At 38.9% G+C, this 25391-nt stretch carries 30 protein-coding genes; 9 read left to right on the top strand and 21 right to left on the bottom strand.

Annotated elements, in window-relative coordinates:
- Positions 1-39 precede the first annotated feature (39 nt).
- The 3 genes from asnB to IEV52_RS04990 form a co-directional block, all read right to left on the bottom strand.
- Positions 40-1956, bottom strand: coding sequence for an asparagine synthase (glutamine-hydrolyzing) (gene asnB / locus IEV52_RS05000; RefSeq protein WP_188401397.1), 1917 nt, complete (start codon positions 1954-1956; stop codon positions 40-42).
- A 230-nt stretch (positions 1957-2186) separates the two neighbouring features.
- On the bottom strand, positions 2187-3569 hold the full coding sequence (locus IEV52_RS04995) for a class II fumarate hydratase (protein WP_188401396.1): 1383 nt from the start codon (positions 3567-3569) through the stop codon (positions 2187-2189).
- A gap of 547 nt (positions 3570-4116) precedes the next feature.
- Positions 4117-4275 (bottom strand): sporulation protein YjcZ, encoded by a 159-nt coding sequence (locus IEV52_RS04990; RefSeq protein ID WP_188401395.1) that lies wholly within the window; start codon positions 4273-4275, stop codon positions 4117-4119.
- Positions 4276-4815: 540 nt separating this feature from the next.
- Between IEV52_RS04990 and IEV52_RS04985 the strand changes: the two genes are divergently transcribed.
- Positions 4816-5697 carry an alpha/beta fold hydrolase gene (locus tag IEV52_RS04985; RefSeq protein ID WP_188401394.1) on the top strand — a complete coding sequence of 294 codons (882 nt, stop codon included), beginning with the start codon at positions 4816-4818 and terminating at the stop codon, positions 5695-5697.
- Positions 5698-5733: 36 nt separating this feature from the next.
- On the opposite strand, the gene IEV52_RS04980 is transcribed toward IEV52_RS04985, so the two are convergent.
- From IEV52_RS04980 to kynU, 4 genes are all read right to left on the bottom strand, one after another.
- Complete coding sequence (locus IEV52_RS04980) at positions 5734-6864, bottom strand: conserved virulence factor C family protein (RefSeq protein WP_188401393.1); 1131 nt, start codon at positions 6862-6864, stop codon at positions 5734-5736.
- Positions 6865-6871: 7 nt separating this feature from the next.
- Entirely contained in the window at positions 6872-7174 is a 303-nt protein-coding gene (locus IEV52_RS04975) for a hypothetical protein (RefSeq protein ID WP_188401392.1), read from the bottom strand.
- A 126-nt stretch (positions 7175-7300) separates the two neighbouring features.
- Entirely contained in the window at positions 7301-7921 is a 621-nt protein-coding gene (gene kynB / locus IEV52_RS04970) for an arylformamidase (RefSeq protein ID WP_188401391.1), read from the bottom strand.
- A gap of 12 nt (positions 7922-7933) precedes the next feature.
- Positions 7934-9205 (bottom strand): kynureninase, encoded by a 1272-nt coding sequence (gene kynU, locus IEV52_RS04965; protein WP_188401390.1) that lies wholly within the window; start codon positions 9203-9205, stop codon positions 7934-7936.
- A 112-nt stretch (positions 9206-9317) separates the two neighbouring features.
- Here kynU and IEV52_RS04960 point away from each other — a divergent pair, with 112 nt between their 5' ends.
- Entirely contained in the window at positions 9318-10478 is a 1161-nt protein-coding gene (locus tag IEV52_RS04960; RefSeq protein WP_188401389.1) for a CapA family protein, read from the top strand.
- 42 nt (positions 10479-10520) lie between these two features.
- Here IEV52_RS04960 and IEV52_RS04955 read toward each other — a convergent pair whose 3' ends face one another.
- From IEV52_RS04955 to IEV52_RS04940, 4 genes are all read right to left on the bottom strand, one after another.
- On the bottom strand, positions 10521-10670 hold the full coding sequence (locus IEV52_RS04955) for a hypothetical protein (protein WP_188401388.1): 150 nt from the start codon (positions 10668-10670) through the stop codon (positions 10521-10523).
- Positions 10671-10757: 87 nt separating this feature from the next.
- Positions 10758-12077 carry a Na+/H+ antiporter family protein gene (locus IEV52_RS04950; protein WP_188401387.1) on the bottom strand — a complete coding sequence of 440 codons (1320 nt, stop codon included), beginning with the start codon at positions 12075-12077 and terminating at the stop codon, positions 10758-10760.
- A 150-nt stretch (positions 12078-12227) separates the two neighbouring features.
- Positions 12228-13715, bottom strand: coding sequence for a leucyl aminopeptidase (locus tag IEV52_RS04945; RefSeq protein WP_188401386.1), 1488 nt, complete (start codon positions 13713-13715; stop codon positions 12228-12230).
- Between the two features lie 80 nt (positions 13716-13795).
- The gene (locus IEV52_RS04940; RefSeq protein WP_188401385.1) at positions 13796-14173 is read right to left on the bottom strand and encodes a DUF309 domain-containing protein; all 378 of its coding nucleotides are present in this window, start codon (positions 14171-14173) and stop codon (positions 13796-13798) included.
- Between the two features lie 114 nt (positions 14174-14287).
- Here IEV52_RS04940 and IEV52_RS04935 point away from each other — a divergent pair, with 114 nt between their 5' ends.
- Positions 14288-14773, top strand: a complete 486-nt coding sequence (locus IEV52_RS04935) for a divergent PAP2 family protein (RefSeq protein WP_188401384.1) — start codon at positions 14288-14290, stop codon at positions 14771-14773.
- Between the two features lie 13 nt (positions 14774-14786).
- Positions 14787-15617: a cobalamin-binding protein gene (locus IEV52_RS04930; protein ID WP_188401383.1), complete on the top strand. Its 831-nt coding sequence runs from the start codon at positions 14787-14789 to the stop codon at positions 15615-15617.
- A gap of 18 nt (positions 15618-15635) precedes the next feature.
- Here the strand turns inward: IEV52_RS04930 and IEV52_RS04925 are convergent, their stop codons facing one another.
- The 5 genes from IEV52_RS04925 to IEV52_RS04905 form a co-directional block, all read right to left on the bottom strand.
- Positions 15636-16304 (bottom strand): 3D domain-containing protein, encoded by a 669-nt coding sequence (locus IEV52_RS04925; RefSeq protein ID WP_240460862.1) that lies wholly within the window; start codon positions 16302-16304, stop codon positions 15636-15638.
- Between the two features lie 112 nt (positions 16305-16416).
- Positions 16417-16740: a YuiB family protein gene (locus tag IEV52_RS04920; RefSeq protein WP_188401382.1), complete on the bottom strand. Its 324-nt coding sequence runs from the start codon at positions 16738-16740 to the stop codon at positions 16417-16419.
- An 81-nt stretch (positions 16741-16821) separates the two neighbouring features.
- Entirely contained in the window at positions 16822-16953 is a 132-nt protein-coding gene (locus IEV52_RS04915; RefSeq protein WP_188401381.1) for a YuiA family protein, read from the bottom strand.
- A 148-nt stretch (positions 16954-17101) separates the two neighbouring features.
- Entirely contained in the window at positions 17102-17584 is a 483-nt protein-coding gene (locus IEV52_RS04910) for an NUDIX domain-containing protein (protein WP_188401380.1), read from the bottom strand.
- A gap of 76 nt (positions 17585-17660) precedes the next feature.
- Entirely contained in the window at positions 17661-18860 is a 1200-nt protein-coding gene (locus IEV52_RS04905; protein WP_188401379.1) for an NAD(P)/FAD-dependent oxidoreductase, read from the bottom strand.
- Positions 18861-19238: 378 nt separating this feature from the next.
- On the opposite strand from IEV52_RS04905, the gene IEV52_RS04900 reads away from it, so the two are divergent.
- The 3 genes from IEV52_RS04900 to IEV52_RS04890 all read left to right on the top strand — a co-directional run bounded on the left by IEV52_RS04900 (position 19239) and on the right by IEV52_RS04890 (position 20752).
- Positions 19239-20216, top strand: a complete 978-nt coding sequence (locus tag IEV52_RS04900; protein WP_188401378.1) for an NAD(P)/FAD-dependent oxidoreductase — start codon at positions 19239-19241, stop codon at positions 20214-20216.
- Positions 20217-20280: 64 nt separating this feature from the next.
- Complete coding sequence (locus IEV52_RS04895; RefSeq protein ID WP_188401377.1) at positions 20281-20454, top strand: hypothetical protein; 174 nt, start codon at positions 20281-20283, stop codon at positions 20452-20454.
- Positions 20455-20590: 136 nt separating this feature from the next.
- Positions 20591-20752, top strand: coding sequence for a hypothetical protein (locus tag IEV52_RS04890; protein WP_188401376.1), 162 nt, complete (start codon positions 20591-20593; stop codon positions 20750-20752).
- A gap of 58 nt (positions 20753-20810) precedes the next feature.
- On the opposite strand, the gene IEV52_RS04885 is transcribed toward IEV52_RS04890, so the two are convergent.
- Positions 20811-21167 carry a HesB/IscA family protein gene (locus IEV52_RS04885; protein WP_188401375.1) on the bottom strand — a complete coding sequence of 119 codons (357 nt, stop codon included), beginning with the start codon at positions 21165-21167 and terminating at the stop codon, positions 20811-20813.
- An 80-nt stretch (positions 21168-21247) separates the two neighbouring features.
- Entirely contained in the window at positions 21248-21427 is a 180-nt protein-coding gene (locus tag IEV52_RS04880; RefSeq protein ID WP_188401374.1) for an aspartyl-phosphate phosphatase Spo0E family protein, read from the bottom strand.
- A gap of 307 nt (positions 21428-21734) precedes the next feature.
- On the opposite strand from IEV52_RS04880, the gene mqnE reads away from it, so the two are divergent.
- Complete coding sequence (gene mqnE / locus IEV52_RS04875) at positions 21735-22832, top strand: aminofutalosine synthase MqnE (RefSeq protein ID WP_188401373.1); 1098 nt, start codon at positions 21735-21737, stop codon at positions 22830-22832.
- 32 nt (positions 22833-22864) lie between these two features.
- Here mqnE and dapF read toward each other — a convergent pair whose 3' ends face one another.
- From dapF to IEV52_RS22850, 3 genes are all read right to left on the bottom strand, one after another.
- On the bottom strand, positions 22865-23728 hold the full coding sequence (gene dapF, locus IEV52_RS04870) for a diaminopimelate epimerase (protein WP_188401372.1): 864 nt from the start codon (positions 23726-23728) through the stop codon (positions 22865-22867).
- A gap of 15 nt (positions 23729-23743) precedes the next feature.
- Positions 23744-23986 carry a hypothetical protein gene (locus tag IEV52_RS04865; protein ID WP_188401371.1) on the bottom strand — a complete coding sequence of 81 codons (243 nt, stop codon included), beginning with the start codon at positions 23984-23986 and terminating at the stop codon, positions 23744-23746.
- A gap of 332 nt (positions 23987-24318) precedes the next feature.
- Positions 24319-24498, bottom strand: coding sequence for a hypothetical protein (locus IEV52_RS22850; protein ID WP_425589496.1), 180 nt, complete (start codon positions 24496-24498; stop codon positions 24319-24321).
- A 107-nt stretch (positions 24499-24605) separates the two neighbouring features.
- Between IEV52_RS22850 and IEV52_RS04860 the strand changes: the two genes are divergently transcribed.
- A complete protein-coding gene (locus tag IEV52_RS04860) occupies positions 24606-25184 on the top strand; it encodes an ECF transporter S component (RefSeq protein ID WP_229754191.1) in 579 nt (192 codons plus the stop codon).
- Positions 25185-25391: the final 207 nt, after the last annotated feature.

Genomic DNA, 25391 nt, shown 5'->3' with positions numbered 1-25391 from the left:
CATAATTAAATCGTACAAGCAAAACTAATACAAGGAGTGTTATTGGCTTGAAACAGTCATTTCATGAAGCTGTTTCGGTGTAAGTAAATATTCTTCACCAAAGTCATATGTTTTCTCAATATTGATTTGGTGCCATAGCATAAACATAAGCACGGTCCAGATCTTTCTGCTGTAGTCGCCACGCCCTGCACGATGACCTTCTAACAGGTCTAATACAACATCTTTTTTGATATATTGATCGGTATCGCTAGCATGGATTAATTGTTTAGCCCAGTCATACATTTCACTCTTCAGCCAGTGGCGGATCGGTACTGGAAAGCCTAATTTTCTGCGGTGCAGCACAGAATCAGGAACAATTCCTTTCATGGATTCTCTTAGTGCATATTTAGTTGTTCCATTCGTAACGGTAAGATTAGGATGCAATTCTGAGGCCACATTAAACACTTCTTTATCGAGAAACGGCACACGTAATTCCAGTGAATGAGCCATCGTCATCTTGTCTGCTTTTACGAGGATATCTCCTCTCATCCAGGTATGCAGATCAATATATTGCATCTTATGAACATCATGGAACTGAGCAGCCTTTTCATATAAAGGTTTTGTAACATTTTTATAGTTGTAGGCTGAACGATAGTTCTTTAACAGTTTGCTCTTTTCAGCTTCAGAAAACATTTTGGCATTTCCGATATAACGTTCTTCAATTGTCATGCTTCCTCGTTCGATAAAACTCCTTCCTTTAACACCTTCAGGCAATAGGCTCGCAATTGCAGCAAGACCCTTTGTGATTCCTTTTGGCATCGAAGAAAGATGTCTTAAAGAGTGTGGTTCATGATAGATATTGTATCCCCCAAATAGTTCATCAGCACCTTCACCAGAAAGAACAACCGTAACATGCTTGGCTGCTTCTCTGGCTACAAAATATAACGGAACAGCAGCAGGATCTGCTACTGGGTCATCCATATGCCAAATGATTTTTGGCAGTTCTCTCATAAACTCATCTGGTTTTACAAGGTAGTGAATGTTCTCTACATTTAGTGCCGCTGCCGTTTGGACCGCAACATCAATCTCACTAAACCCTTCTCTTTCAAACCCAACCGTAAATGTCTTTAATGACGGATGAAGTTCACTGGCTAAAGCTACAATCGTACTGGAATCAATGCCGCCTGATAGAAAAGCACCAACAGGTACATCAGAACGCATATGCACCTTAACAGAGTCTCTCATGACTGAACGAATCTTGTCCTTTGCTTCTTCCAAACTCAAGTTCTTAGGAGCAAAGTTTGGCTTCCAAAAGGATTTTATTTGTAAAGGTCTTCCTGCTTTTTTTACGAAATAATGACCCGGCTCTAACTTCTTTATACCCTTTGTTAAAGTCATCGGCTCGGGAACAAATTGATAGGTTAAGTAGTGGTGCAAACTTTCGGCATCCACTTCCTGTTTTTCTTTTACAAGGGTAATGCTTTTCTTTTCAGATGCACAATAAAGCCCTTCGTCATCTTCTAGATAGAAAAATGGTTTAATGCCGAAAGGATCTCTTGCTCCAAAAAGCTCTTTTGTTTCTTTGTCCCAAATCAAAAAGCCGAACATACCGCGAAGTTCCTTAAAAGCATCTTCTCGATTTTTACTAAAAAGTGCCAAGATTACTTCGGTATCCGAATGAGTTTTAAATTCAAACCCTTTCTCTTCTAGCTCTTTTCTTATTTCAACATAATTATATATTTCACCATTGAAAATGATCCAATAGCGATCATCTTCATAGGATAATGGCTGTTTACCACTTTCTATATCTATGATGCTAAGACGGCGAAACCCAAAGCGTACGTACTGATCGACAAAATGACCACTATCATCCGGACCCCGGTGAGTTATGATATTTGTCATATTAATTAATTGTTCCGTTTCCTTTTGTTCTACCGTCTCAGGTGTATTTAACATATACCCAATAAAACCGCACATTTTCAAGTTCCTCCCCAAAAACAGTTCAAATACCCACTTTTCATTTCAATACCGAGTTTCCAAATTTGTTTTCCAGAATATTAATTCATTCCCTATATATGTGAATGAACTTCTCTATTATACCTCCGTAACTCCCACTCTTCACTACATTTTTATTTATTAAATGAAAAACAAGAATTCTGTACTATAATTGTCGAGAAAACCGATGTAAAAGTTACAAATCCGTATTTTTATATCATCGATTTAGGATCTAAGATACGTTCAGCCTCATCTGGTGAAAACAGTTTTTTCTCAATTAATAAATCCTTTAAGATTTTACCTGTTTCAAAGCTTTCCTTTGCTAATGCTGCTGCTTTTTCATAACCGATATGCGGGTTAAGCGCTGTAACAAGTGAGAGACTTTGATTTAGCCATGCTTCAATATTTTTTTTGTTTGCCGTAATTTCTTTTAAACATTTCTCCGTGAAGATCATTATCCCATTACTTAGGATCGTGATGGATTGCAAGACGTTAAATCCGATTACAGGCATCATTGGATTAATTTCCAGCTGACTGCCGATCGCTGCTGTTGTTACACAAGTATCATTACCAATAACTTGAGAGCAGATCATATACAGATTTTCTAAGATAACTGGATTGATCTTTCCCGGCATTATAGAAGAGCCAGGCTGTACTGCAGGCAAGGTGAGCTCAGCGAGCCCGGTTCTGGGCCCACTGCTTAAAAGTCTAAGATCACTTGAGATCTTTATAAGATGGATGGCTAATTCTTTTAAATGCCCGCTTACACGAATTGCAGCATTCGTGTTTTGCATAAACGCATACGTGTTCTCACTTTTGGAAAATGGCAAGCCTGTTCGTTTTGCAATCTCTTTAATGGCAAGATCTGCATAATCTTTATGGGCATTGATCCCAGTACCTACTGCGTTACCGCCAAGCCCTAGTAAGTATAGAGATGCTTCAGTATGTTCTAATGCATGCTTAACAGATTCAATAGCTCCTCTGTACCCTTTAAATTCACTCCCTAATCGAATGGGGACAGCATCCTGCAAATGTGTTCTTCCTGCTTTAATAACACCATGAAATTCTTTTTCTTTCTCTTCCAGCACATCGAGTAACTTGTTAAGTGCAGGGTATAAGGTTTTGTGAAGCTGATCAGCGACAGACACTTGAATAGCAGTTGGAATTGTATCATTTGTAGACTGAGACATGTTCACATCATCGTTAGGGTGGACAATCGAGTAATCCCCTCTTTTACCTCCTAAAATCTCTGCTGCCCGTGAAGCAAGCACCTCATTGATATTCATGTTTTGCGAGGTGCCAGCCCCTGCCTGGTAAGCATCTACAACAAATTGTTCGTTCCATTTTCCAGCAATCACTTCATCTGCGGCTTTTATGATCCCTTCTGCTTTTTGATTATCCAGTACACCGCATTCCTTATTCGCATATGCTGCACCGGCTTTAATAATGGCTTGTGCTTTTATGAAGGAAAACGGCAATCGCAACCCGCTAATGGGAAAGTTCTCTACAGCTCTCTGTGTTTGAGCTCCATAATATGCATCTTCTGGCACACGGACTTCACCTAACGTGTCTCTTGCAATTCTGAATTTATCCATACCTGTTCGCTCCTTTATTAAACATCATACAACTTGTATCCCCTACTCAAAAAAGATGTAACCCTTTTAATAAAATGAGTTTAAAAAATGTACAATCTGATCATAATTGATGTTGTAAATGCATTAAGATATTCCCCCCTTTTGACTGGTCTTTTCAGGATCGGTCTTTTTTTATTTCCAAACGAAAAAACCGCCTAGAGCTAGACGGTTTTCATCTTATGAAGTGAAACGACCACAGCAGGTTCTTTTTTTATAAACTTATGCTCTGTTTTGTACCCTGCTTTTTTCTGTTTCAGAAAGGTCTTCTTGGAAATTGGACGGGGCCTTGACCAGGAAAGGGAGTCAAGATTTTTCCAATTATCATGTGTAATGATTTCACTTTTGTAATAATAACAGTTTCCGCTAACGTACTCCTCACATATATAGCGGACTGTTTGTCGACTATGCATAACATCTCTCCATTTTTTCTTTCATTATCCCCGCATTGCAGTTCATCCATACTCAAGCAAAAAAAGGCCTGAAGACCCTACCTCCAAGCCTTGTTTTGTTAATCTCTAGTGTTCCACCACCACCAGCCACCGAAAATCAATATGAGAATAAACAAGATTATTATTACAGCCCAGACCCAACCGTAACCATAGCCACCATAACCACCATAGGCACCATATGCATACGGATAATAGTAAGGATAATATGGAAATGCCATCCTGCTACCTCCTTCTTCTTTATGCGTTCTTACTCCTTAATAAAATATGTACGAAGTGGGTAAAGAGGAATAGAGACAAACGCACAAATTTAGCTAGAAATGCCGAAATGACCGGGTTAGCTCCGACAAGCAAATAATCTCCTGAACGAGGATACGCTTTTTGTATCCAGGAAAGGAGAGAATTTGACCTCGAGGAGCTGGTCATTGAGGCTGGACAGTAGAAATGCTGAAATGACCGGGATAGCTCCGACAAGCAAATAATCTCCTGAACGAGGATACGCTTTTTGTATCCAGGAAAGGAGAGAATTTGACCTCGAGGAGCTGGTCATTGAGGCTGGACAATAGAAATGCTGAAATAACGGTTAATTCCGACTTAGAAAACAAGGCAATCGCAATTTCCTTGACGATATTGCACTAGTGGTACAACAAACGTTTTTCTGTTTAAATCGGAAGAAACGAAAGGAAATAATTTCACCTTGTATACTTAACCCACTTTGGTAAAACTACACATAGAATTCTGCGGACGGAGGTAGGACATTCATGGCTGTTAACGAAGAGCATATTTATTCTCCAGGATATCGTTTGATTGTAAACAATGTTCAAATTTATTATGAATACTATGAACACGAAGATCCGGATGCACAAGTAGTTGTTCTTGTTCACGGATTTTTATCCTCCACGATCAGCTTTAGACAACTTCTGCCCTACTTAACCAAAAAGTACAAAGTGATCGCTCTGGATCTGCCAGGCTTTGGGCAAAGCGAAAAATCGACTAGCTTCATCTATAAATTAAGTAATTATGGGCAGCTGATCATTGACTTCTTAGATAAACTTAATATTCAAGATGTGATTTTAATAGGTCATTCAATGGGTGGCCAGATTTCCATGCACGCTGCCAAAAAAGCACCAAAACGCATTCAGAAGCTTATATTACTCGGATGCTGTTCATATGTTAAACGCGCAAGCAGATCGTTAATCGCATGTTCTTATTTGCCTTTGTTTACTTGGGGAATGAGAAATTGGATTCAAAAAAAAGATGTAAAGCAAAATTTATTATCTGTTCTGCATGATTCAAAACTAGTCACTCAAGAAATGATTGAAAGCTATAAAAAACCGATAAGTGAAGCAGCTTTTATTAACTCATTAATAAGACTGTTAAGACATCGTGAAGGGGATATGAGTTCAAACGAGCTAAAAGAAATTAAGCAGCCTGTTTTAATGATATGGGGTAAAGAAGATAAAGTCATCCCAGTTAAAACTGGATACCGTTTAAAGCATGATCTTCCGAATGCTAAACTTATCATATATGAAAAGTGCGGGCATCTAGTGATGGAGGAAAAACCACAAGAAATCTCCAACGAAATTATTTGTTTTATAGAGAGAGAAGAGCACGAAGAAGGCATACATCAGGAAACTTCATAAAAAAAGCCCGCTGTTCATCAGCGGGTCTTTTATTTCTTATTTTTCACGGCTTTTTGTCATCTGCTGCCAAACTGTACCAGCAGCCTCTTCACCGCTTTGAATTCGTTCGATTGCAATTTTTACCTGTAAAGCAACTTCAAATTCCGGATCATCTTGAGCGGCTTTTAATGCAGGAAGAGCTGTTTCGTCGCCGACTTCAAAAAGAAAACGAGCTGCACGCCATCTAACAAGCTTATTCTTATCTGAAAGTGCATCGCACATAACTGGGATAGCCATTGGATTACCTAAGTCAGACAAGGCATCACCAGCCGTACGCCGAACTGAAACATTTTTGTCTTGAAGTGCCAGATATAAAAGAGGAAGAACGGCTTCATCTTCAATCATCCCTAAATACACAACAGCCAAACGTCTGATGGACGGTTTTTCATCCTTAAGTGCTTGTTTAAGTACCATTACATCATCTATTGTAGGGTTCATTTTCTCTAGAGCCGCATATCTTGTCTGCCAATCCGTATCCCGAAGTTTTTCAGCAACCTCTGAGGTTGAAACAGCCTCCTTATTTAGTTCTTGATCTCCATTTGAGCTATAGGCTTGTTTCACTAATAGATCTAAACGTTCTTGTGGATAAACTGCAGATAGCTCTTCAGCTACTTCATTTCCTACTTGTTCAAAAGTCCCATAACGAATCCCTTGTTCTTCCCATTTGCGTTCCATGACAAGGTTTTCCGATGAATCCTGAGCCTCTAGAGCCGCTTTTGCAAAACGCTCAGGTAATCCCACACGTTTTTCTTCATGTTCTGTCTTTAGCTTTATTTGCATTGGAAGACCACGGAACATCTGAACAAGAACTGTGATTTCTGTAATTTCATCTTCTTTTTGGGCTTCTTGCTCCTGAGTGCCGAATTCTTCATCTTGACCAAAAACTTTTCTTACTCCTGCAAGTACATCTTCCCATTTTGCACGGGGATTGCGTTCCAGCGCAATAAAGTCTGCAACATGATAGATGCTTTTTACTCCTTCTACTTTAAGGATTTCAGAAATAAATTCAGGAGCTTTGTCCGCCTGATCTTTTGTATAATTGTAACGCTCGGTTCCGGGCAGTGTTTCCGTAAGGTTGATCTTCATTGAATTTGGGCTTGGTGTTGGTTCAATCCCTGTAATTTTCATCTAGCACTCACTCCTTCTCGACTCTGTTTACACCTGCTTTTTGCAAGTAGTCTGTAATCTGAACCTTTTCTTTATCCGTAAACTTATACTCACAGTCTACGCCTTCATCATGAGCGATAATCTCTTGCAGCTCTCCATCTTTATCATAAACAGCTAGTGCACTCGGTTCTGTTAATCCCTCTGGCAAAATCTCAACATTTTTGATCTCAAAAAGAATGTAGACATTCAGCCATGGACCAACTTGAACTGCATCATGACCTGTAAAGTGCAGTTCACCTTCAAAATAATTCGTAAAACCATACTTGTACATAACGTTCCTCCAATGTATATCTCTTTTCTATTATAAGGAACTGCTAATAAAATCTCAAAAGTGCAGTTTTAAGTTAAAAAGAAAAAACAAACACAGATCTGTGCTTGTTTTTTTCATCATCTTTTTTTATATTTCCCTTAGTACAGCTCTGACAGGGCTTCCGTCACCATCTTTTAAAGGAAGTGGCAGTGCGATTAATTCATAGTCTCCTTCAGGCACATCATCGAGCACCAAACCTTCTAGAATATGAATGTTATGTTTGTAAAGTGCGTGATGTGCTCCCAATTCTTTGCTGTCCAACTGATCGACTGAAGGCATATCAACACCAATTAACTGAACGCCGCACTGGTATAAAAAAGGCACAGCGGCTGGTGAAATAGGAACGATTTTTTCCGGAAACACCGTCCGATCTTGCCAGCATTTTGTTTTAAAGAGTACTCGTTTAGTACCATCCACAAGTTTTTCCCTTATCCATTCAACTGTAATCTCCTCAACACCTGAAACATCAATGACCAGAGCTGGTCCCATATATAAATCCAGAGGAAGATCGATAACCTTTTCCCCTTCATTATTAAAATGATACGGGGCATCTACATGCGTACCAGTATGATTGCTCATTTCCATTTTTCCGACATTTACTGAACCGGATGCTTCTTTTGTCCATGCCAGCTCAAAGTGATAAGGAGTATCACCCGGCCATCCAGGTACACCATTATAGAGAGGCATAGAAATATCGAAGAGCTTCATCCATATCCCTCCTTAAGCGATAACTTCCCTTTTGTTTTCATACTTTTCATATTCACGTGTTTTCATAATCTTACTCAATATCCCTACCGCTTTATATACATCACTGAATGAGTTATAAAGAGCTACAGGAGCTAGCCGTATAATATTTGGAGCTCTAAAGTCTGGAACGATGCCATTATCTTTCAAAGCTTTACAGATTCGTGCTGCATCATTGTGCATAAGAGCAACATGTCCTCCACGCCTTTTATCATCGAGTGGATTTACGATGATGAATTCACTTTCAAGTTCTTGATTCAGCAAGTCCATCAACAGTGTTGTTAATTTTAAAGATTTGCTCCGAATTCTTTCAATTTTCGCCTCTTCAAAAATAGACAATGACCCGATTAAAGGAGCCGTGCTCAGCATGTGAGGTGTACCGATCTGATAACCCCCTGCAGAGTTTTCTGCATCAAAATGATGATCCATATCAAATTGCGTTTCTTTCTTGCTGCCAAACCATCCTGAAAGACCAGGAGTTTTTGTAAAATGCTTTTTGTTTACATATAGTCCGCCGACTCCTCCTGGCCCAGCATTTACATATTTATAATTGCACCAGAAAGCAAAATCAACATCCCATTTACTTAATTCATGTGGAAGAGCACCGATTGAATGACATAGATCAAAACCGATCGGAATATTGCGTTTATGTGCTTCTTTTGTAAGTCGCTCTATATCAAGCAATTGCCCGCTTCTGTATAGTACAGATGGTAATAGAATAAGTGCTATATCATCTGTCATTGCATCTATAATATCTTCTTCATTAAGTGTTAATCCATTTTCACTTTTAACCTGCACCAATTCTGTATCCGGATTAAATCCTTTTAATCTCAATTGGCTCTGCAATCCATAAATATCAGAAGGAAATGTCAGTTCGTCCGCTAATATTTTTGATTTTCCTTCTTTAGGTTCAAAAAACGTAGCAACTAGCTGATGAAGGTTCACTGTCGTTGAACCTGTAACGATTACTTCTTTTGCTTCAGCTCCTACCAGTACAGCTAGCTTCTCTCCTAACTGTTCACTCAACGTGAACCAAGGGTATTTCCCACCCATCCAGCCGTCTATTCCTTGCTCTTTCCAATCATTCAAAACATCTAAAAGGGACTGTTCTGCTCGCTTGGATAGAAGACCCAGTGAGTTTCCATCTAAGTATATTGAATCATCTTTTGTATAAAACTCGTTTTTAAAGGAAGCCAGTTCATCATTTTGATCTAAAAATTCTACTGTTTCTGCTGTAATTTGTCTCATTTTGTACTTTCCTCCTGAATGTTCTGATTGGAACCGTTTTCAATACAAGGTAATTTGACATATACATATCCCCTCTTTTTCCATTATGATAGAGCCAAGGGGGGTGCTGCCAATGAAACGTATTTGGTGGTTTGCCGGAATCGTTATCGTTTTCTTTTCGACAATCGCACTTATATATATGTATAATACCGCAGATTTAAAGACGGTAGAAGAAAAAAAGGCACCGAAACAAGAAAACAATGCCTTACCAATAGAGAATAAACCTAAGCCAGCAGCAGAGAAGCCTGTTGAGAAAACAACAAACCTAACTCTTGCAGCCGTAGGGGACATATTGATCCATGATAGGGTTTATAATAAAGCCAAAACACCATCCGGGTATGATTTTAATCGTAATTTTCAGCCTGTAAAGCCTTATTTAACTGGGCCTGATATTACAATTGCGAATCAGGAAACAATGATTGGCGGTAAACAGCATGGGCTTTCATCTTATCCATCCTTTAATTCACCTCATGAAGTGGGTGATGCTTTAAAAGCAAATGGGGTAGATCTTGTTACACTAGCGAATAACCATACTCTTGACCGAGGAGAAAAAGTAATCTTAAGTGCCCTGAACTATTGGAATCAAATCGACGTGATGTATACAGGTGCATTTTTAAATGAAAAAGACAGTCAGAATATAAGATTGATCAAAAAGAATGATATAACTGTATCTTTTTTAAGCTATACTTACGGAACAAATGGCATACCGGTACCAACCGGGAAAGATCATCTTGTGAATTTAATTGAGGTGGAGCGCATCAAGCATGACATTGCCCAGGCAAAAAAACTGTCTGATGTAAATGTGGTCTCTCTTCACTTTGGAAATGAATATGAACGCATGCCAAATGATTTTCAAAAGGAAATGGTGAAAGTTGTAACGGAAGCTGGCGGTGATATTATTATTGGACATCATCCTCATGTTCTTCAGCCAGTCAAGTGGGAAACAGCCAGTGATGGTTCTAAAACGTTTGTAGCTTATTCTTTAGGAAACTTCTTATCAGGTCAACGACGGGAATTTAAAGACATCGGAGGCATTGTTCAACTTTCCGTTACAAAACGACAAAAAGGATCTCAAATCAGCATCGAATTAACGGAACCTAAATTTCTTCCAACTTATGTCGATCAACCGTTTGTTATCCATCCCATGAAAGACCTTCCTGCCATGAAAAAATCTTATGAGGAGATCAAAAGCCACATGAAACAGTGGGTGCCTGAACTTACCTTTTTTGAATAAAAACAAAAAGCTGACTCCATGAACGACGGAGCCAGCTTTTTTTTATTTTCCTTTTGATCTAGGGCTTTGTGTATCTCTTTTTGGAATGTCATCTGAAAATTTCTCATCCGAAAACTCAACGTTAGCCATGCTTTCTGTTGGTGTTGAATTATTCTTTGCTGCTGCGTTCCAAGAATGTTTTCGTTTTGCCACTGCTTATCCCTCCTTACCACATAGCATGTGTATTTTTTTATAAAAAAATAAAGACAGACTCTAAAAAGAATCTGTCCTTTGAACTCTCTATAACACCATAGCAGCTATAAAGCCAAATGCGATCAGCGGCAAGTTGTAATGCAGGAAAGTTGGGACACAAGTATCCCAGATATGGTTATGCTGATTATCCACATTCAAACCAGAAGTTGGTCCGAGTGTACTGTCTGAAGCAGGTGAACCCGCATCTCCTAAGGCCGCAGAGGTACCTATAACCGCAATCGTGGCCATAACACTTAAACCTAATTCCGCTGAAAGGGGAACGAATATCGTTGTAATGATTGGAATCGTAGAAAACGATGAACCGATTCCCATGGTTACGAGCAAGCCGATAACTAACATAAGAAGAACACCTAGTGCTGTGGAGTTTCCAATAAGTGCTACACTGTCTTTCACCAATGTTTCGACTTCACCTGTTTCACGCATAACAGCTGCAAAACCAGCGGCTGCAATCATAACAAAACCGATGAAAGACATCATTTTCATTCCTTCCGTTAACAGCCGATCTGAAGTATTCAGTTTTAATTTTCCGCTAAAATAAAGAACGATAATTCCTGATAGAGCCCCAAAGATCATAGAGTCTGTTTTTAGTTGGACGACCAGAGTTGCGGCAATTGCTAAAACAGCTACGATAATGGACTGTTTGGTGTAATTTGTTTTCTCAGCTTCGAATGTGTTCGCTATTTTATCTTCGTACTTTCTTGGTTTTCGGTAGGAAATAAAAACAGCAACCAGAAGACCAACAATCATCCCTAAAGACGGAATGGTCATCGCAGATGGTATTTGATCAAGGTCTACCGTTAATCCACTGTCTTTCATATTGGTCTGCAGAATTTCATGGAAAATCCCTCCGAAACCTACAGGGAACCACATGTAAGGGGTGATCAATCCAAATGTAATCACGGTTGCTACAAGTCTTCGATCAAGTTCCAACTCATTTAAGATGGTTATAAGTGGTGGAATAAAGATCGGGATGATGGCAATATGAACCGGGATCAAGTTTTGTGAAAAACAAGAAATCATTAGAATGACAAATAAGATAAGAACCTTTGATAAAGATTTCTTTCTTCCTTCACCTTCCCTGCCAACAAGGAGAACAGCTTTACTCACCATCAATTCTGGAAGTCCTGTACGTGATAATGCTACTGCAAAACTTCCTAGTAACGCATAACTTAAGGCAATAACTGCATTAGAACCTAACCCTTCAGTAAATACTGTTATGGTTTCTGTCAACCCCATTCCAGCAAGTAGTCCGCCTGTCAAAGAGCCTACAAGCAATGCTACTACAACATGTATACGTAAAAGGCTAAGTACTAGCATAACTGCAACAGCTAATACTACAGCATTCATTAGTATTTCCTCCTTAGAAGCTTTATTGCTTTATTTCGCTAAATCGCTAATTTGTTAAACCTTTAACAAATTAACACGGATAGGTAAAAGTGTCAATCAGAAAACAAAAAAACTGAACCTCTTATAGAGATCCAGTTTTTGTATATAAAATTAAGCTTTAAAATTTCTTACGAATGTCGTAAGGGTTCGAACCATGACTCCTGTAGCACCTTTTGGCCCCAGTTCTGTTGATTTTGAAGAATAGGCAGTCCCTGCGATATCCAAGTGAACCCATGGAGTATTCTCAGCAAACTCTCCTACAAACAAGCCTCCTGTAATCGCGTGTCCTAATCTGCCTGTAGAATTGTTCAGATCCGCAACATCACTCGTTTTCAGCATGTCTTTAAATGGTTGGAAGCTAGGAAGCAGCCATAAAAGTTCTGCTTCATCTGACGCTGATTGTCTAATGTGTTCATAGAAACTTTCATCGTTGGTTAGCGCACCTGTTGTACAGTCTCCAAGTGCTACTAACACGCCTCCCGTTAGCGTTGCAACATCAACAATATATTTAGCTCCTTGTTCTTTAGCGTACGTAATGGCATCAGCTAAGATAAGACGACCTTCTGCATCCGTATTACGTACTTCAATCGTTTTTCCGCTTAGTGAAGTAATCACGTCACCCGGTTTCATGGCTGTTCCGTTGATCAAGTTTTCAGAAGATGGAATGACAAACATTACATTAATTTCTGGTTTTAATCGACCAATCGCTTCCATTGCTCCTATAACAGCTGCACTTCCACCCATGTCGCTCTTCATTTCATGCATATTAAGTGCCGGTTTGATCGAATATCCGCCAGCATCAAACGTTAAGCCTTTTCCAACTAAAGCCACATAAGCATCCTCTGGTTTTCCACCTTGATATTTTACTGTGATCAATTTAGGAGGCTGATCTGATCCCTTGCTTACAGCCAGAATAGCTCCCATACCCAGCTTTTCCATATCTTCTTTTTCAAGAATTTCGTATTCCATGTCATATTCAAGTGCTACATCGATCGCTTCTGCAGCAAGATCTGTCGGCGTAAGAAGATTTGCAGGAGTATTAACAAGGTCACGAGCAAGATTGATGCCTTTAGCATAAGCGTATCCGCTCGTTAAGCCTGCTTCTGCTTCATTATTCTCTGTATAGACCGTAACCGTTTCTAATCTTCTTTGTGGTTCATTGGATTTCTTTTTATAATCTTCAAAACGATAAACGGCTGTACCTGCCGCTTCACTAAACGCATGTGCTAGTTTTTCCACTGAGAGTTGGTCTGTAAGAAATGTATCAAGAAGAATAGAAAAATGGGTTCTTTTCTCCTTTAAAATTTCTTGTACAGCTCTTCCAAAGGAACTTCTAGCTTTGTCATAAGTAAAATCTTCACGCTTCCCTAGACCGGCAAAGTAGATCCTCTTCGTTCCAAGCTGACCTAATGTATTTAGTTTCTTTATATTTTTTAATTTGTTAGAAAGATCTCCGTCTTTAATCAGTTCCGTAATATTTCCATTTAAACTTTTATCCATATCTGCCATTACACCAGTAAGTTTTGGTTCTTGAAATAAACCGACCAGTAGGACTTCTTCTTGTTCGTTAGTACTCCAAAGCTGTTTGATTGTAAACACGTGAAAGTTCCCCCTTATTCGTTTTCCTAATCTCCATTTATTATACTCCTTCTATTAGAATATTTCGAATTCACGGCTCTTTATTCTTCTAAATTTAAATAGAGTCTCGGAAGTGCTGGCAATGTATGAATCTCTTCAAACTTCACTCTGTTTATATGTAAGGGAATATCAAGCAAACACTTATCAATATATTTGAGGACGGGAACTAAGTTTAATTGCCAGTGAACGGGCTTATACGGTGTGAGATAATGTTTTGCAACCTTCAACATTTCTCTAGCTCCTTTTACATTCCCATATTCATAATGATACAAAGCAACGGTCATCTGCAGAAGACCCTTAATGAATAGATTGCTGCGATCTGTCAGCCATACCGCCTCTAACAGGTCATGCCCTGTGTAATAATCACCATCATTAAAAACAATGAAAAACTCATAATAATCTTGAGGAAAAATATCCATTCTTGAAAACCTCCCTCTTTGTTCATGTTACCAGAGATTGAACTTAATCGAAATCGGGTAACAACTATCTAAAATAGCCATACTATAAAACACTACACTGAGAGGAAGCTCCCTATGCCTGATATACTATTTAATTTTCCTTTAATCGCAGCCTTATTAGGTGTATTTTCTGCACAATTCTTAAAAATTCCTATCCACTATTATCAAACAAAAAAAGTTAGATGGGATTTATTTATAAGTACTGGTGGAATGCCGAGTTCGCATTCTGCTTCGGTTACTTCCTTAGCAACAGCCGTTGGGGCTCTTCATGGATTAGGATCTTCCCTATTTGCCATCGCAGCTATGTTTGCAATTATTGTTATGTATGATGCAAAAGGAATACGCTGGCATGCAGGAGAACAAGCAGCTGTATTGAATGATTTAGTAGAGGAATTCAGAGACCATGTTAAGAAGACTAATGAAGATTTCAACCAGAAGAATGCTGATGAACAAAGAAAAGAGTTAAAGGAACTTCTAGGGCACAGTCCAGCTGAGGTTTTCTTTGGCGGTTTACTTGGTATTCTTCAAACCTTACTTCTATCATGGCTGTTTTTAGCATAGGAGGTACTTCAACTTGAAATTGATTTCTATTTGTCCAAGCAATACAGAGCTTTTGCACTTTTTAGGTTTAACATCCAACCTGATAGCAGTTGACGATTTTTCCGATTGGCCAAAAGCCTTGCAAGATCTTCCGAGATTAGGACCAGATCTATCTATTGATATGGATAAACTTGAGTCATTAAAGCCAGATCTCGTTTTAGCTAGTTTAAGTGTACCAGGTATGGAAAAGAATGTAGAAAAACTCAAAGAGAGGAACATCCCACACGTTGTTTATAATCCACAGACCCTTATTGACATCCAAAACGATCTTCTCGATTTGGGAATGAGAACAAATAAGCAGGCTGAAGCTCATCAGATGGTTACATGGATGAGGAATGAAATCCATACATACGAAACAATAAGCCATAGCATAAAACAAAAGAAAAGGATTTATTTTGAATGGTGGCCAAAGCCTGTATTTACCCCTGGGAGAATAAATTGGCTTACTGAGATCGCTCTTCTTGCCGGCGCTCAAAACGTCTTCGATGATGTAGAGCTAGCAAGCTTACAAACAACATGGGAGGACGTTGTAACCCGACAGCCTGATATAATCGGAATGGTATGGGTAGGCGTCAAAACAGCAAAGATGCAGCCTGCTCACATTACAAAGAGAGAAGGATGGAATCTGTTAAAAGCCCATCAAACAAAGATTATAAAACTCGAGGAATCTCTTTTTTGCCGCCCGTCTCCTAGGCTAATTTTCGGATTAAAGCGGTTAGCAGCACTTTTACACCCCACTGAATTTCCTGCTTTTTTGCCGGAAGATGAAGAAAGCAACATAGAAGAGCTTCAGGTTACCACATAACCTGAAGCTCTTTTTGATTTAATATAGATATTGCTGCCTAAACACTTGCATCGTTTTATCTTCGTTCAAGCTTTTTAATTCTGATTCTGTAATCTTTCCATCGCCACGCTCTACCACATATACATCAATCTTCTTTTTGCCCCATTTTTCATATACTTCTTCAACTGTATTGTAATAAAGATCGATTCTGTGACCTTTAATGGCAGAACCCGTATCCGCTACAACACCAAAACCGTAACCTGGTATCCAAAGAACCGTTCCGATCGGAAAAATAGAAGTGTCTGCAGCAATCGTAGAATAAAGGTCTCTTTTTACTTTTAAACCTGATTTTGTAATCCCATATGCAGGATGACTTTTTGTCTTACCTGTACTTTCCTGTCCTGCCGTATACCCTGTAGCCGTTACATTTACAGCAGGATATTTTGAATAGTCAATTGGTTCAGTTTGTTTGATCTCGGCTGAAGAAAGCATCCTATTTGGTGCATAGATCGCAGGCATAGCTTTTAAGGAATCGGAAAGAACGTTTAGCGCAGCGTCCACTAAGACGTTATCAGATTTTTTTTGGTCAATCCATGTCGCAATATCATCTGCCTGTACACCAGAAATCGATCTAAAGGTTGTAAAAATGGCACAAATAAAAAGAAACGTAATAGTGGTTCTCTTTACAATTTTTCTTAAAATCAGCAAAAATTGTCCACTCCTCTCCTCTCTATTCCTTCCCAGGAGGGGAAAAATGTATACACATTTCTGAAAGAAGGAGAAAAGTGGAAATAAAAAAGCCCCTTGAAACAGGGACTTCTTAAAACATTTGATATCCGCGTACCCGCAGCATCTTAATGGCGGTACCGGCTAGGACTGCACCGATAAAACCGCACGTTAGTATGGTAATGTCTGATGGTGATAGGTTGAGAAGATCACTGCCAAGCAGTTGAAAACTGTTTCCCGGCTTTGTAAAATACTCAAAAAATCGAATATCATCGACAATCATTATGACAACTAAAGGATATAAAATAACCATAAACCATGTAGCGCGCAGAAGCATATTGAATAAGAAACCAATACCAAAGAATAAAACCATGAACAGCAACATTGAAATGATAACTTGTGGCAAAAGCAAATCCATGATGTAGCACCCCCATATATCTGAAGATAGTTTACTAAACGGGGGCAACTACGTCAATCGGGTTTGAGAGCGTTACCTGTTTTAAGCTCTTTTCTTTCCGCTTCCGCAGCATTCTACACACGTTTCAGAACCGCCAAGCAAGAGCTGGAAATAACCCTTCCCTTCACAATAAGAACATTGATCTTGTTTTGTCTGAATCGCATGTTTTCTCATGTTGTAACACTCCCTCTTTTTTGTTTAAATTTTCAGATAATAATAACAGGGAATGCGTGTATTGAAAAACCTATTTTAAAGTTAAATAAGCCAATGTAAGCGTAATCATCTTGCACAATCTCTAATTATCAGAATATTTCGTACATTTTTACCTGCAATCCATTATTTTATATGTTGTATATCCAAATACATCGCCAGGGTTTATTTTATCTTCTAAGAAGCTCTGTTTGGAGTCCATAAAATAGTGAACCATCAATGAGGTATCAGGATCTTTTTTTAACTCTTCACGGGTTAAAAAAGCTGCGCATTCAATTTCATCGCAGTTCTGAGAAAGGCTTCCATCCTTTTTACTCAATAAAAAAACGACCATATTATCGCTTATGGTCTCCTTAATCACTCCAGACCGGATACCCAGGATAGCGGAAACCTCGGCTTTGATGCCTGTTTCTTCAAACACTTCTCGTACCGCTGCTTCATCTACTGTTTCTCCTGAATCCACAAAACCTGCTGGAATGGACCACTTTCCTTTTAGGCCGCCATACTTTTTCTTAACTACAAGCCACTTGCCGTCTTCATCTATTAATAAGCCCGCAGCTGCCAGCCATACCGTTCCTCTGTCTTTTTTTGCCATCTGACTGCCCGCCCTTTCTAAAGGTAATAAAAAAGAACAGAAGCTTCTGCTTCTGTTCTTAGTGTACCATTATCCATTAAAACAGTTTTAATTTACCTTTTTTAATAACCATCGGTACGCCGCCAAGTAAGAATAAGTAACGGTTATCGATTACTTTTTTCATAGCTGATGCAGTTGCACCAAATAGTTTTTTGTTTCCTACTTTACCGATTGCTTCACCTTTACCTAGTGATGCAACTGTACCTTTGATATCTGGCTTAAACTCTTCAAGCTTGCCACCGTTCATTAATGCTTTAATGTTACGGCCGATTGTATAAGCTTGTTGAATTGCGATTTGAGCTGTTGGAGGATAAGGACGGTTTGCTTCCTCATCAATGATAAGCGCACAGTCACCTGCAACGAAAATATAGTCGAAGCCAGGCATACGAAGATCTTTTTCAACTTTAACGCGGCCACGCATCGTTTCAAAACCAGCTTCTTCAACTAAGTGGTTACCACGTACTCCACCTGTCCAAACGATTGTTGCTGCTTTAATTTCTTCACCGTTAGCTAAGATAACACCGTCTTCATTACACTCTTTGATCGGTGTGCTTACAAGGAATTCAATCCCGCGGCGCTCTAGGTTGTTGATTGCGTATTCAACTAGTTCTTCATCGAAACCTGGAAGAACCGTTGGAGCTGCTTCAATGTTTACGATACGCACTTTTTCACGTGGGATATCGTATTCACGGCAAAGCTCTGGAACACGGTCAGCAAGTTCCCCAACGAACTCGATTCCAGTAAATCCAGCTCCACCTACTACGATTGTGATAAGGTCATCAGGCTGTCCTTCGTTATTATAACGGGCAAAAGAATAATCAATGTGCTCACGAATTTTACGAACAGAGTTAATGCTGCGGATGCTGAACGCATTCTCTTTAAGACCTTGGATACCAAATGTTTCAGGATCAGATCCTAAAGCAATTACTAAGTAATCATAAGTTAATTCTTGATTTTCTAAGATAACGCGCTTTTCGTCTTTCTTGATCTCAACAACAGTATCTTGGACAAAATTAATTTTGTTCATGTCGATGATGCTGTCGATCATGATACGCGTTTTGTCATGGTGTAATGTACCTGCTGCATTTTCATGAAGCCAAGTTGTTTGATAATGGTAGTTATGCTTGTTTACCAATGTTACTTCTGCTTCGTCTGATCCTAATTCTTTTTGTAAACGTACAGCTGACATGATCCCGCCATAACCGCCGCCTAATATAAGAATTTTTGGCTTACTCATTCAATTCACTTCCAGTTCTCATTTTTTTTAGTTTGACCTTTTCACTCATTAAATATGAAGAAAAGGAATAGATTGTGATATATTTCACGTAATAAGACATAAAAGAGTGCAAAAAATGTTGGAATATCGACATTTTTTAATCATACATCCTCATCTTATTCCTTTTTTCTTGTTATTTCAACCTTTTTTTCGTTATGATATTTATTCAAATACTTGTTCCTTTTAAGTCAGTTATATAGGGGCAAATGACAAATTATACAAAATGAAAAGAGGACTTTTCGCTTCTCTCAAGAATGTAAATGGGAGATAGTAAGAAGATACTTGGGTCAGAACATATTACATGTTCGTCAGTCATAAAAAACAGAAGAGGTGAAAGTGATGTCAAAAGAAATTTACGATATTACAATTATAGGTGGAGGTCCGTCAGGATTGTTTGCAGCTTTTTACGGTGGTATGAGACAGATGAAAGTAAAGATCATCGAGAGTATGCCGCAGCTTGGCGGACAATTATCTGCGCTTTATCCTGAAAAATACATATATGATGTTGCCGGTTTTCCTAAGGTCCTCGCTCAAGATTTGGTGAACAACTTAAAAGAACAGGCAATGCAGTTTAATCCGACTGTCGTTTTAGAGGAATCCGTGCAGAATGTGGAAAAAAACGAAGAAATCTTTGAATTAACAACGGATAAAACTGTTCATTACAGTAAAGCTGTTCTCATTACTGCTGGCGTAGGTGCCTTTCAGCCTCGTCGCTTAGAGTTAGACACTGCTCAACAATATGAAGGCAAGAACCTGCACTATTTCGTGAACGACCTTAATGCTTTTGCTGGAAAACGCGTTTTAGTGTGCGGAGGCGGGGATTCTGCTCTTGACTGGTCCTTAATGTTAGAACCGATCTCTCCACAAGTAACATTAACCCATAGACGAGATAAATTCCGTGCCCATGAACACAGTGTTGAACAATTAATGAACTCCAAAGTAGTTGTAAAGACACCTTATCAAATCACGGAATTAATCGGTGATGGAGAAAACATTTCCTCAGTTGTATTAGAAAATGGAGATGTAAAGGAAACGATAGAAGTAGATGCGGTCATCATCAACTATGGTTTCATCTCTTCTCTAGGTCCAATTAAAACCTGGGGATTAGACATCCAAAAGAACTCTATCGTTGTAAACTCCAAAATGGAAACGAACGTTAAAGGCATTTATGCTGCAGGTGATGTATGTACGTATGATGGAAAGGTAAAATTGATTGCATCAGGATTTGGTGAAGCTCCAACAGCCATCAACAATGCCAAAGCTTACATCGATCCAAACGCAAAGACACAGCCTTTGCACAGCACTAGCTTATTCTAAATGATTCATGGCGCCGGATTTAAAATTCTGGCGTCATTTTATTTAAGAAAGGAGTCACTTACGATTGAATAGACAATTTTCCGAAGAAGAAACGCTTGTGGCAGATTGCCTGCAAGAGATGAAAAGGATTATCAATCAACTTCACATAACGGATGAATCCTTCTTAGAGGATACTAGACAAGAAATTCCCCATTTAAAAAAGCTTTTAAGTGAAATGGAAAGATACACGGTGGAATAATTTGCTTGTAGAAAAAACACTTCGCTTTTGTTATGATGTTTGTGAGGCGGACAAGTGCCGCTGAACAATGTGTATTTTCACCCGGTGTTGGCGCACCGGGTTTTCTTTTACCCTTTTTAGTTAAGGAGATAGACAAATGGAGTTTAACTTGATACTAGGCATAATCTTTTTTATAGCTGGTACCTTTTTAATGCCTCTTGGTTTAAAACAGCAGAGCCAGCAAAAGAAATACATACTTATTGGTGCATCCATATTGGCAGATTTAATTGGTGTACTTTTTATCTTTAATAAATTTTAAAATCAGAAAAGCTCTTTCCCGTAAGTGGGAAAGAGCTTTCTTTAGGAGCTGAATTTCTTTAGCATTCTTCCGGTGTTCCTGCGTTAGCAGCTGTACGGAATGAAGAACCACAGCCACATGAAGCAATGGCATTCGGATTTGTAATCGTAAATCCTCCACCCATCATGTTTTGTTTAAAGTCTACTACAGTACCTTTTAGAACTTTTGCACTTTCTTCATCTACTACCACTCGGATTCCTTCAATCATTTCTTCGTGATCGGATTCACTCTTATCACTATCAAATCCCATACCATATGATAATCCCGTACACCCGCCACCTTTTACAGCCACACGGAGAAATTGATTTTGGTCTTCTTCATCAGCAAGCATTTCCTTAATTCTGCTGGCTGCACTATCTGTTATCTCAACGATCATTTTATACACTCCTTTAAATAAGGATCTATTGTATATAGTATAACGGCTTCAACAACTGCTCTCAAGCAATCGGCTTTAAATCAATATTTTTTTTGCTGCATCTCCATAATCTTATTATGCGTTTCATCAATTTTTCTACTATAGTTTAAAACCAATGGATGCTGTATTCCTAACGTATTTGCCGTCTGTATCATTTTATTTCGCAGCGCTTCTAATTGTTCGATCTTTTCTAGTTTATCTGCTGCAGATGTGGCTTTCATTTTAGTCACTCCACTCTAAATTTAAACATAATCTTTCCTTTTATTTTACATTTTCTTCAATTATTAGACAATAAACCTTGAATAAAAAAACCTAACTTTTTTTAACTGCAAAATATGCAACAAAAGCGACTTCCCTTGTCCTAATGTTTGATTAGGATTATAATGATAAGTGCATTCAAGGCTTGTATCCAATGATACATATAAGTATTCGTATAAAATTGGTAAAGAGAGAGTGTAGTGTTTACTCTCATTAGAAAAATGTGAACATCATCCGAACATTTCATCTGAAAAATTAGGGGGATAAATAATGGCAAATATATTGACTTTCGATACCCGAATGGAAGCAATTGCAGAGAAAGTTAAACATGGTGAACGTCTTACCATTGAAGACGGTTTATTTTTATATGAAACAAATGATTTGTTAAGCGTAGCAACGCTAGCAAACGAAGTAAACACCCGTAAAAACGGGGATCATGTTTATTTTATTGAAAATCTGTACATCAATCCTACAAACGTATGTGAAGCAACATGCAGCTTTTGTGGATTTAAACGCAAGCCTGGTGAAGACGGGGCTTATACAATGAATAATGAACAGCTTTTGGATTATGTTCAAAAACGCTGGAACGATAATATCCGTGAATTTCATATTGTCGGCGGCCACAATCATGAAGTGCCTTTTGATTATTATTTAGACACCATTCGTACATTAAAACAACATTACCCGCAAGTAACGGTAAAAGCTTATACTGGTGCAGAAATTGAGTTCTTCTCAAGAATTGCCGGTCTTTCTATGAAAGAAGTATTAGAAGAACTGATTAAAGCCGGACTTGATACAATGCCTGGTGGCGGTGCAGAAATTCTTACAGAACGATACCGCTTAAAAATGAGTCCTGATAAAGCATCAACGGATCAATGGCTTGAAGCCCACGAGATTGCACATGGATTAGGATTAAAAACACATGCAACGATGCTGTATGGTTCAATCGAATCTAAGGAAGAGCGTTTGATACACATGGATCGTCTTCGACAGCTGCAGGATGTTACAAATGGCTTCATGGTATTTATTCCATTGGCAATGCAGCCTCGTACACAATCTATGGGACTGATGAGAAGAACCTCTGCTTTTGATGATATGAGAACGATCGCGATCAGCCGTCTTATGTTAGATAACTTTGACCATATCAAAGCTTATTGGATCAATATCGGTGTTCAGCTTACACAGATGGCGCTAACGTTCGGATCAAGTGATATTCATGGTACATTAATTGAAGAACGAATCTCTCATGCGGTAGGTGCATTAACTTCTTCTGGTATCACTCGAAAAGAACTCGTACACTTAATCAAGACAGCAAACAAAGTTCCTGTTGAGCGTGATACGTTCTATAACATTATCCAAAAATACTAATAAAAAGTGGAGGCATCTAGTGCCTCCACTTTTTATTTTATATAGAATTCACCTTTACAAATAACCTCTGCTGGACCTGTCATCAAAACATCACCATTATCCTGCCAGTTAATGATAAGGTCTCCACCAGCTAAATGAACCATAATGTCAGTATTTCGTTCGGCTTTATGGTTTAGGATGGCAGCCACGGCTGCGGCACACGCCCCTGTACCACAAGCTTGTGTAATGCCAGAACCTCTCTCCCAAACTCTAAAATGCATCTCTTTATCAGATACCATCTCAACAAACTCAGCATTCACCCAATCGGGGAACATAGGATCTTTTTCAATTACCGGACCAAGTGAGTGCAATGGCGCTTTATTGATGTTATCAACAAAGAAGACAGCATGCGGATTCCCCATAGATACTGCAGTCATATTCAGATCGTTCCCTTTGAATGAAACAGGCTCGTTGATAATGTAATCCAGTTTTCGGAAGCCTTTTACAGGAATCCGGTCAGGATGAAGGATAGGATTCCCCATGTTTACTGTCACTAAAGAAACCTTGTTGCTGTCATCTAGCGTTAGACTCGCTGATACAAGTCCGCCAAGCGTTTCAATATGAAACTCTGTTTGTTCCACAATTCCATTTTCATACGCATATTTCGCTACACATCGAAGACCATTGCCACAGTTTTTTGCTTCTGAACCATCGTTGTTAAAGACCCGCATCTTAACTGGCGCAATCTCACTTGGACAGATTAAGATCATTCCGTCTGAGCCGATTCCGGTATAAGGATTGGAAACAGCTACTGCAAGATCTTGCAGGTCCGTTTCTGCAATGGTTTCTTCAAACATGTTTACGTAGATGTAGTTATTACCGAGTCCATGCATTTTTGTAAATTTCAATGTGTTCATGTTCCCTATTGCTCCTTATTGTTGCCCTCTTAATTTTTCATCTGTATAGAAATAGTCGTCATCCGCATTAAGGATGGTTAACTTACCGTGACAGCAAGGCATGATCAATAGTTGCTTAATGCCTTCTTTTGCTAATGCCAACTGTTCTTTCTTAAAGTTTGTTAATACATTATCTTGCTTACAGAAAGGACATTCCGATATATAGATATCATTCATCATTCTTTCATATGGCCATGTATATTCAAAGGTTAATTTCATGTGTTCTCATCCTCTATTGGAAGGTCTGGTCATTGCATATTCGTTCACAACTAACATTTTTTAAAGTATAATAGGTGATGTAATAAAATACAATAGCGATCCATCTTCGGGGCAGGGTGAAATTCCCGACCGGCGGTATTTGAAGATTCCCTCTTCATCAGCCCGTGAGCGATTGGAAATGCTGAAGCGGCTCGTTTAAAAGCGACATTGGAAACACAGTTTGCGTTTTTAGCAAGCTGATGTTGAACTTGTGCCTATGGTGCAAGCGCAAAAATTTTCGAGTGAGAACACGCTTTTTGTGTTACACGAAAAAACGTTGCGACCTCGAGCTTTTAGCCGCTGAAGCTGGACATTACTTCAATGTCCCCTCTTTGCTGATCTGGTGTAACTCCAGAGCCGACAGTATAGTCTGGATGGGAGAAGATGTTGGTACAGCGGTTCATGTAAATTATGAACCTTTGTTTAAGTGTGCATTTTAACAAGAAAAAATGCTTCTTTTTCATGCTGTTCATCATACAACTCCCTTAGTCCATTTTTTTGACTAAGGTTTTTTTGTGTGAAACAGGCTGTGCTGCATTCGAAATCATGAGATGGCGCAACACAAAGAGGAGAGATTTCAATGCAAAAGGGAAAAATCAAACAAATGGTAGCCGTGTCTATGCTCAGTACGATTGCATATGTACTGATGATGTTCGACTTTCCATTTCCAGGACTGCCTCCATTCTTACAGATTGACTTTAGCGAGGTTCCTGCTTTACTAGCAGCGATCATTTTCGGGCCAGCAGCAGGTGTAATGGTTGAGGCAATTAAAAATGTGCTTCATTACGGGATTACCGGAAGCTTTACAGGGGTACCAGTAGGACAATTAGCCAACTTTGTGGCAGGAATCCTTTTTATTCTTCCAGTATCCTACTTATTCCGCAAAAAACATACGGTTAAACGTCTTTCTATAGGCTTAGTCTTTGGCACAGTACTAATGACATTTATGATGGGATTACTAAATTATGTGATCATCTTACCTGCTTACACATGGTTCCTAGGTGCTGATCCAATGTCCAGCCAAATGATGATTGAATTAATTCTAAAGGGAATCGCTCCTTTTAATCTGATCAAAGGTACAATCATTACATTGTTATTTATCGCTTTATACAACAGAATGCAGCCATGGGTAATGAAACAAATTACTCAACAGGCTTAAAAATAATGGTTAAAACCGCTGCGAGAAAGTTTCGCGGCGGTTTTTTTATTATTGGTGCTGTCGTTCGCTGTCTTAAGATGTCGACTCGCTGATATATGATGAAAACTCGCCGGATTATCTTGAAAACTTGCTGAATTACTACTAAATCTCGCTGGATTATTTATGATTTTTCTTGAATTATGGTTTTGCCGTATAAGAATAGTATAA

The sequence above is a fragment of the Fictibacillus barbaricus genome, assembly GCF_014635025.1.
Classification (GTDB): Bacteria; Bacillota; Bacilli; order Bacillales; family Fictibacillaceae; genus Fictibacillus; species Fictibacillus barbaricus.
The sequence above is the reverse complement of the archived record's forward strand: the minus strand, read 5'-3'. Positions and strand labels throughout refer to the sequence as shown.

What these genes read in the sequence shown, in the direction of transcription:
- IEV52_RS04975 (WP_188401392.1), bottom strand. Translation starts at nt 7,174, where the DNA reads ATGTACAAGTATGGTTTTACGAATTATTTTGAAGGTGAACTGCACTTT.
- IEV52_RS04985 (WP_188401394.1), top strand. Translation starts at nt 4,816, where the DNA reads ATGGCTGTTAACGAAGAGCATATTTATTCTCCAGGATATCGTTTGATT.
- IEV52_RS04910 (WP_188401380.1), bottom strand. Translation starts at nt 17,584, where the DNA reads ATGGCAAAAAAAGACAGAGGAACGGTATGGCTGGCAGCTGCGGGCTTA.
- IEV52_RS04960 (WP_188401389.1), top strand. Translation starts at nt 9,318, where the DNA reads ATGAAACGTATTTGGTGGTTTGCCGGAATCGTTATCGTTTTCTTTTCG.
- IEV52_RS22850 (WP_425589496.1), bottom strand. Translation starts at nt 24,498, where the DNA reads ATGAACAGCATGAAAAAGAAGCATTTTTTCTTGTTAAAATGCACACTT.
- IEV52_RS04950 (WP_188401387.1), bottom strand. Translation starts at nt 12,077, where the DNA reads ATGAATGCTGTAGTATTAGCTGTTGCAGTTATGCTAGTACTTAGCCTT.
- IEV52_RS04920 (WP_188401382.1), bottom strand. Translation starts at nt 16,740, where the DNA reads ATGGATTTGCTTTTGCCACAAGTTATCATTTCAATGTTGCTGTTCATG.
- IEV52_RS04995 (WP_188401396.1), bottom strand. Translation starts at nt 3,569, where the DNA reads ATGGATAAATTCAGAATTGCAAGAGACACGTTAGGTGAAGTCCGTGTG.
- IEV52_RS04860 (WP_229754191.1), top strand. Translation starts at nt 24,606, where the DNA reads ATGCAAAAGGGAAAAATCAAACAAATGGTAGCCGTGTCTATGCTCAGT.
- IEV52_RS04900 (WP_188401378.1), top strand. Translation starts at nt 19,239, where the DNA reads ATGTCAAAAGAAATTTACGATATTACAATTATAGGTGGAGGTCCGTCA.
- dapF (WP_188401372.1), bottom strand. Translation starts at nt 23,728, where the DNA reads ATGAACACATTGAAATTTACAAAAATGCATGGACTCGGTAATAACTAC.
- IEV52_RS04940 (WP_188401385.1), bottom strand. Translation starts at nt 14,173, where the DNA reads ATGGATATTTTTCCTCAAGATTATTATGAGTTTTTCATTGTTTTTAAT.
- kynU (WP_188401390.1), bottom strand. Translation starts at nt 9,205, where the DNA reads ATGAGACAAATTACAGCAGAAACAGTAGAATTTTTAGATCAAAATGAT.
- IEV52_RS04980 (WP_188401393.1), bottom strand. Translation starts at nt 6,864, where the DNA reads ATGAAAATTACAGGGATTGAACCAACACCAAGCCCAAATTCAATGAAG.
- kynB (WP_188401391.1), bottom strand. Translation starts at nt 7,921, where the DNA reads ATGAAGCTCTTCGATATTTCTATGCCTCTCTATAATGGTGTACCTGGA.
- IEV52_RS04865 (WP_188401371.1), bottom strand. Translation starts at nt 23,986, where the DNA reads ATGAAATTAACCTTTGAATATACATGGCCATATGAAAGAATGATGAAT.
- IEV52_RS04880 (WP_188401374.1), bottom strand. Translation starts at nt 21,427, where the DNA reads ATGAAAGCCACATCTGCAGCAGATAAACTAGAAAAGATCGAACAATTA.
- IEV52_RS04905 (WP_188401379.1), bottom strand. Translation starts at nt 18,860, where the DNA reads ATGAGTAAGCCAAAAATTCTTATATTAGGCGGCGGTTATGGCGGGATC.
- IEV52_RS04885 (WP_188401375.1), bottom strand. Translation starts at nt 21,167, where the DNA reads ATGATCGTTGAGATAACAGATAGTGCAGCCAGCAGAATTAAGGAAATG.
- IEV52_RS04935 (WP_188401384.1), top strand. Translation starts at nt 14,288, where the DNA reads ATGCCTGATATACTATTTAATTTTCCTTTAATCGCAGCCTTATTAGGT.
- IEV52_RS04890 (WP_188401376.1), top strand. Translation starts at nt 20,591, where the DNA reads ATGGAGTTTAACTTGATACTAGGCATAATCTTTTTTATAGCTGGTACC.
- IEV52_RS04915 (WP_188401381.1), bottom strand. Translation starts at nt 16,953, where the DNA reads ATGAGAAAACATGCGATTCAGACAAAACAAGATCAATGTTCTTATTGT.
- IEV52_RS04990 (WP_188401395.1), bottom strand. Translation starts at nt 4,275, where the DNA reads ATGGCATTTCCATATTATCCTTACTATTATCCGTATGCATATGGTGCC.
- mqnE (WP_188401373.1), top strand. Translation starts at nt 21,735, where the DNA reads ATGGCAAATATATTGACTTTCGATACCCGAATGGAAGCAATTGCAGAG.
- asnB (WP_188401397.1), bottom strand. Translation starts at nt 1,956, where the DNA reads ATGTGCGGTTTTATTGGGTATATGTTAAATACACCTGAGACGGTAGAA.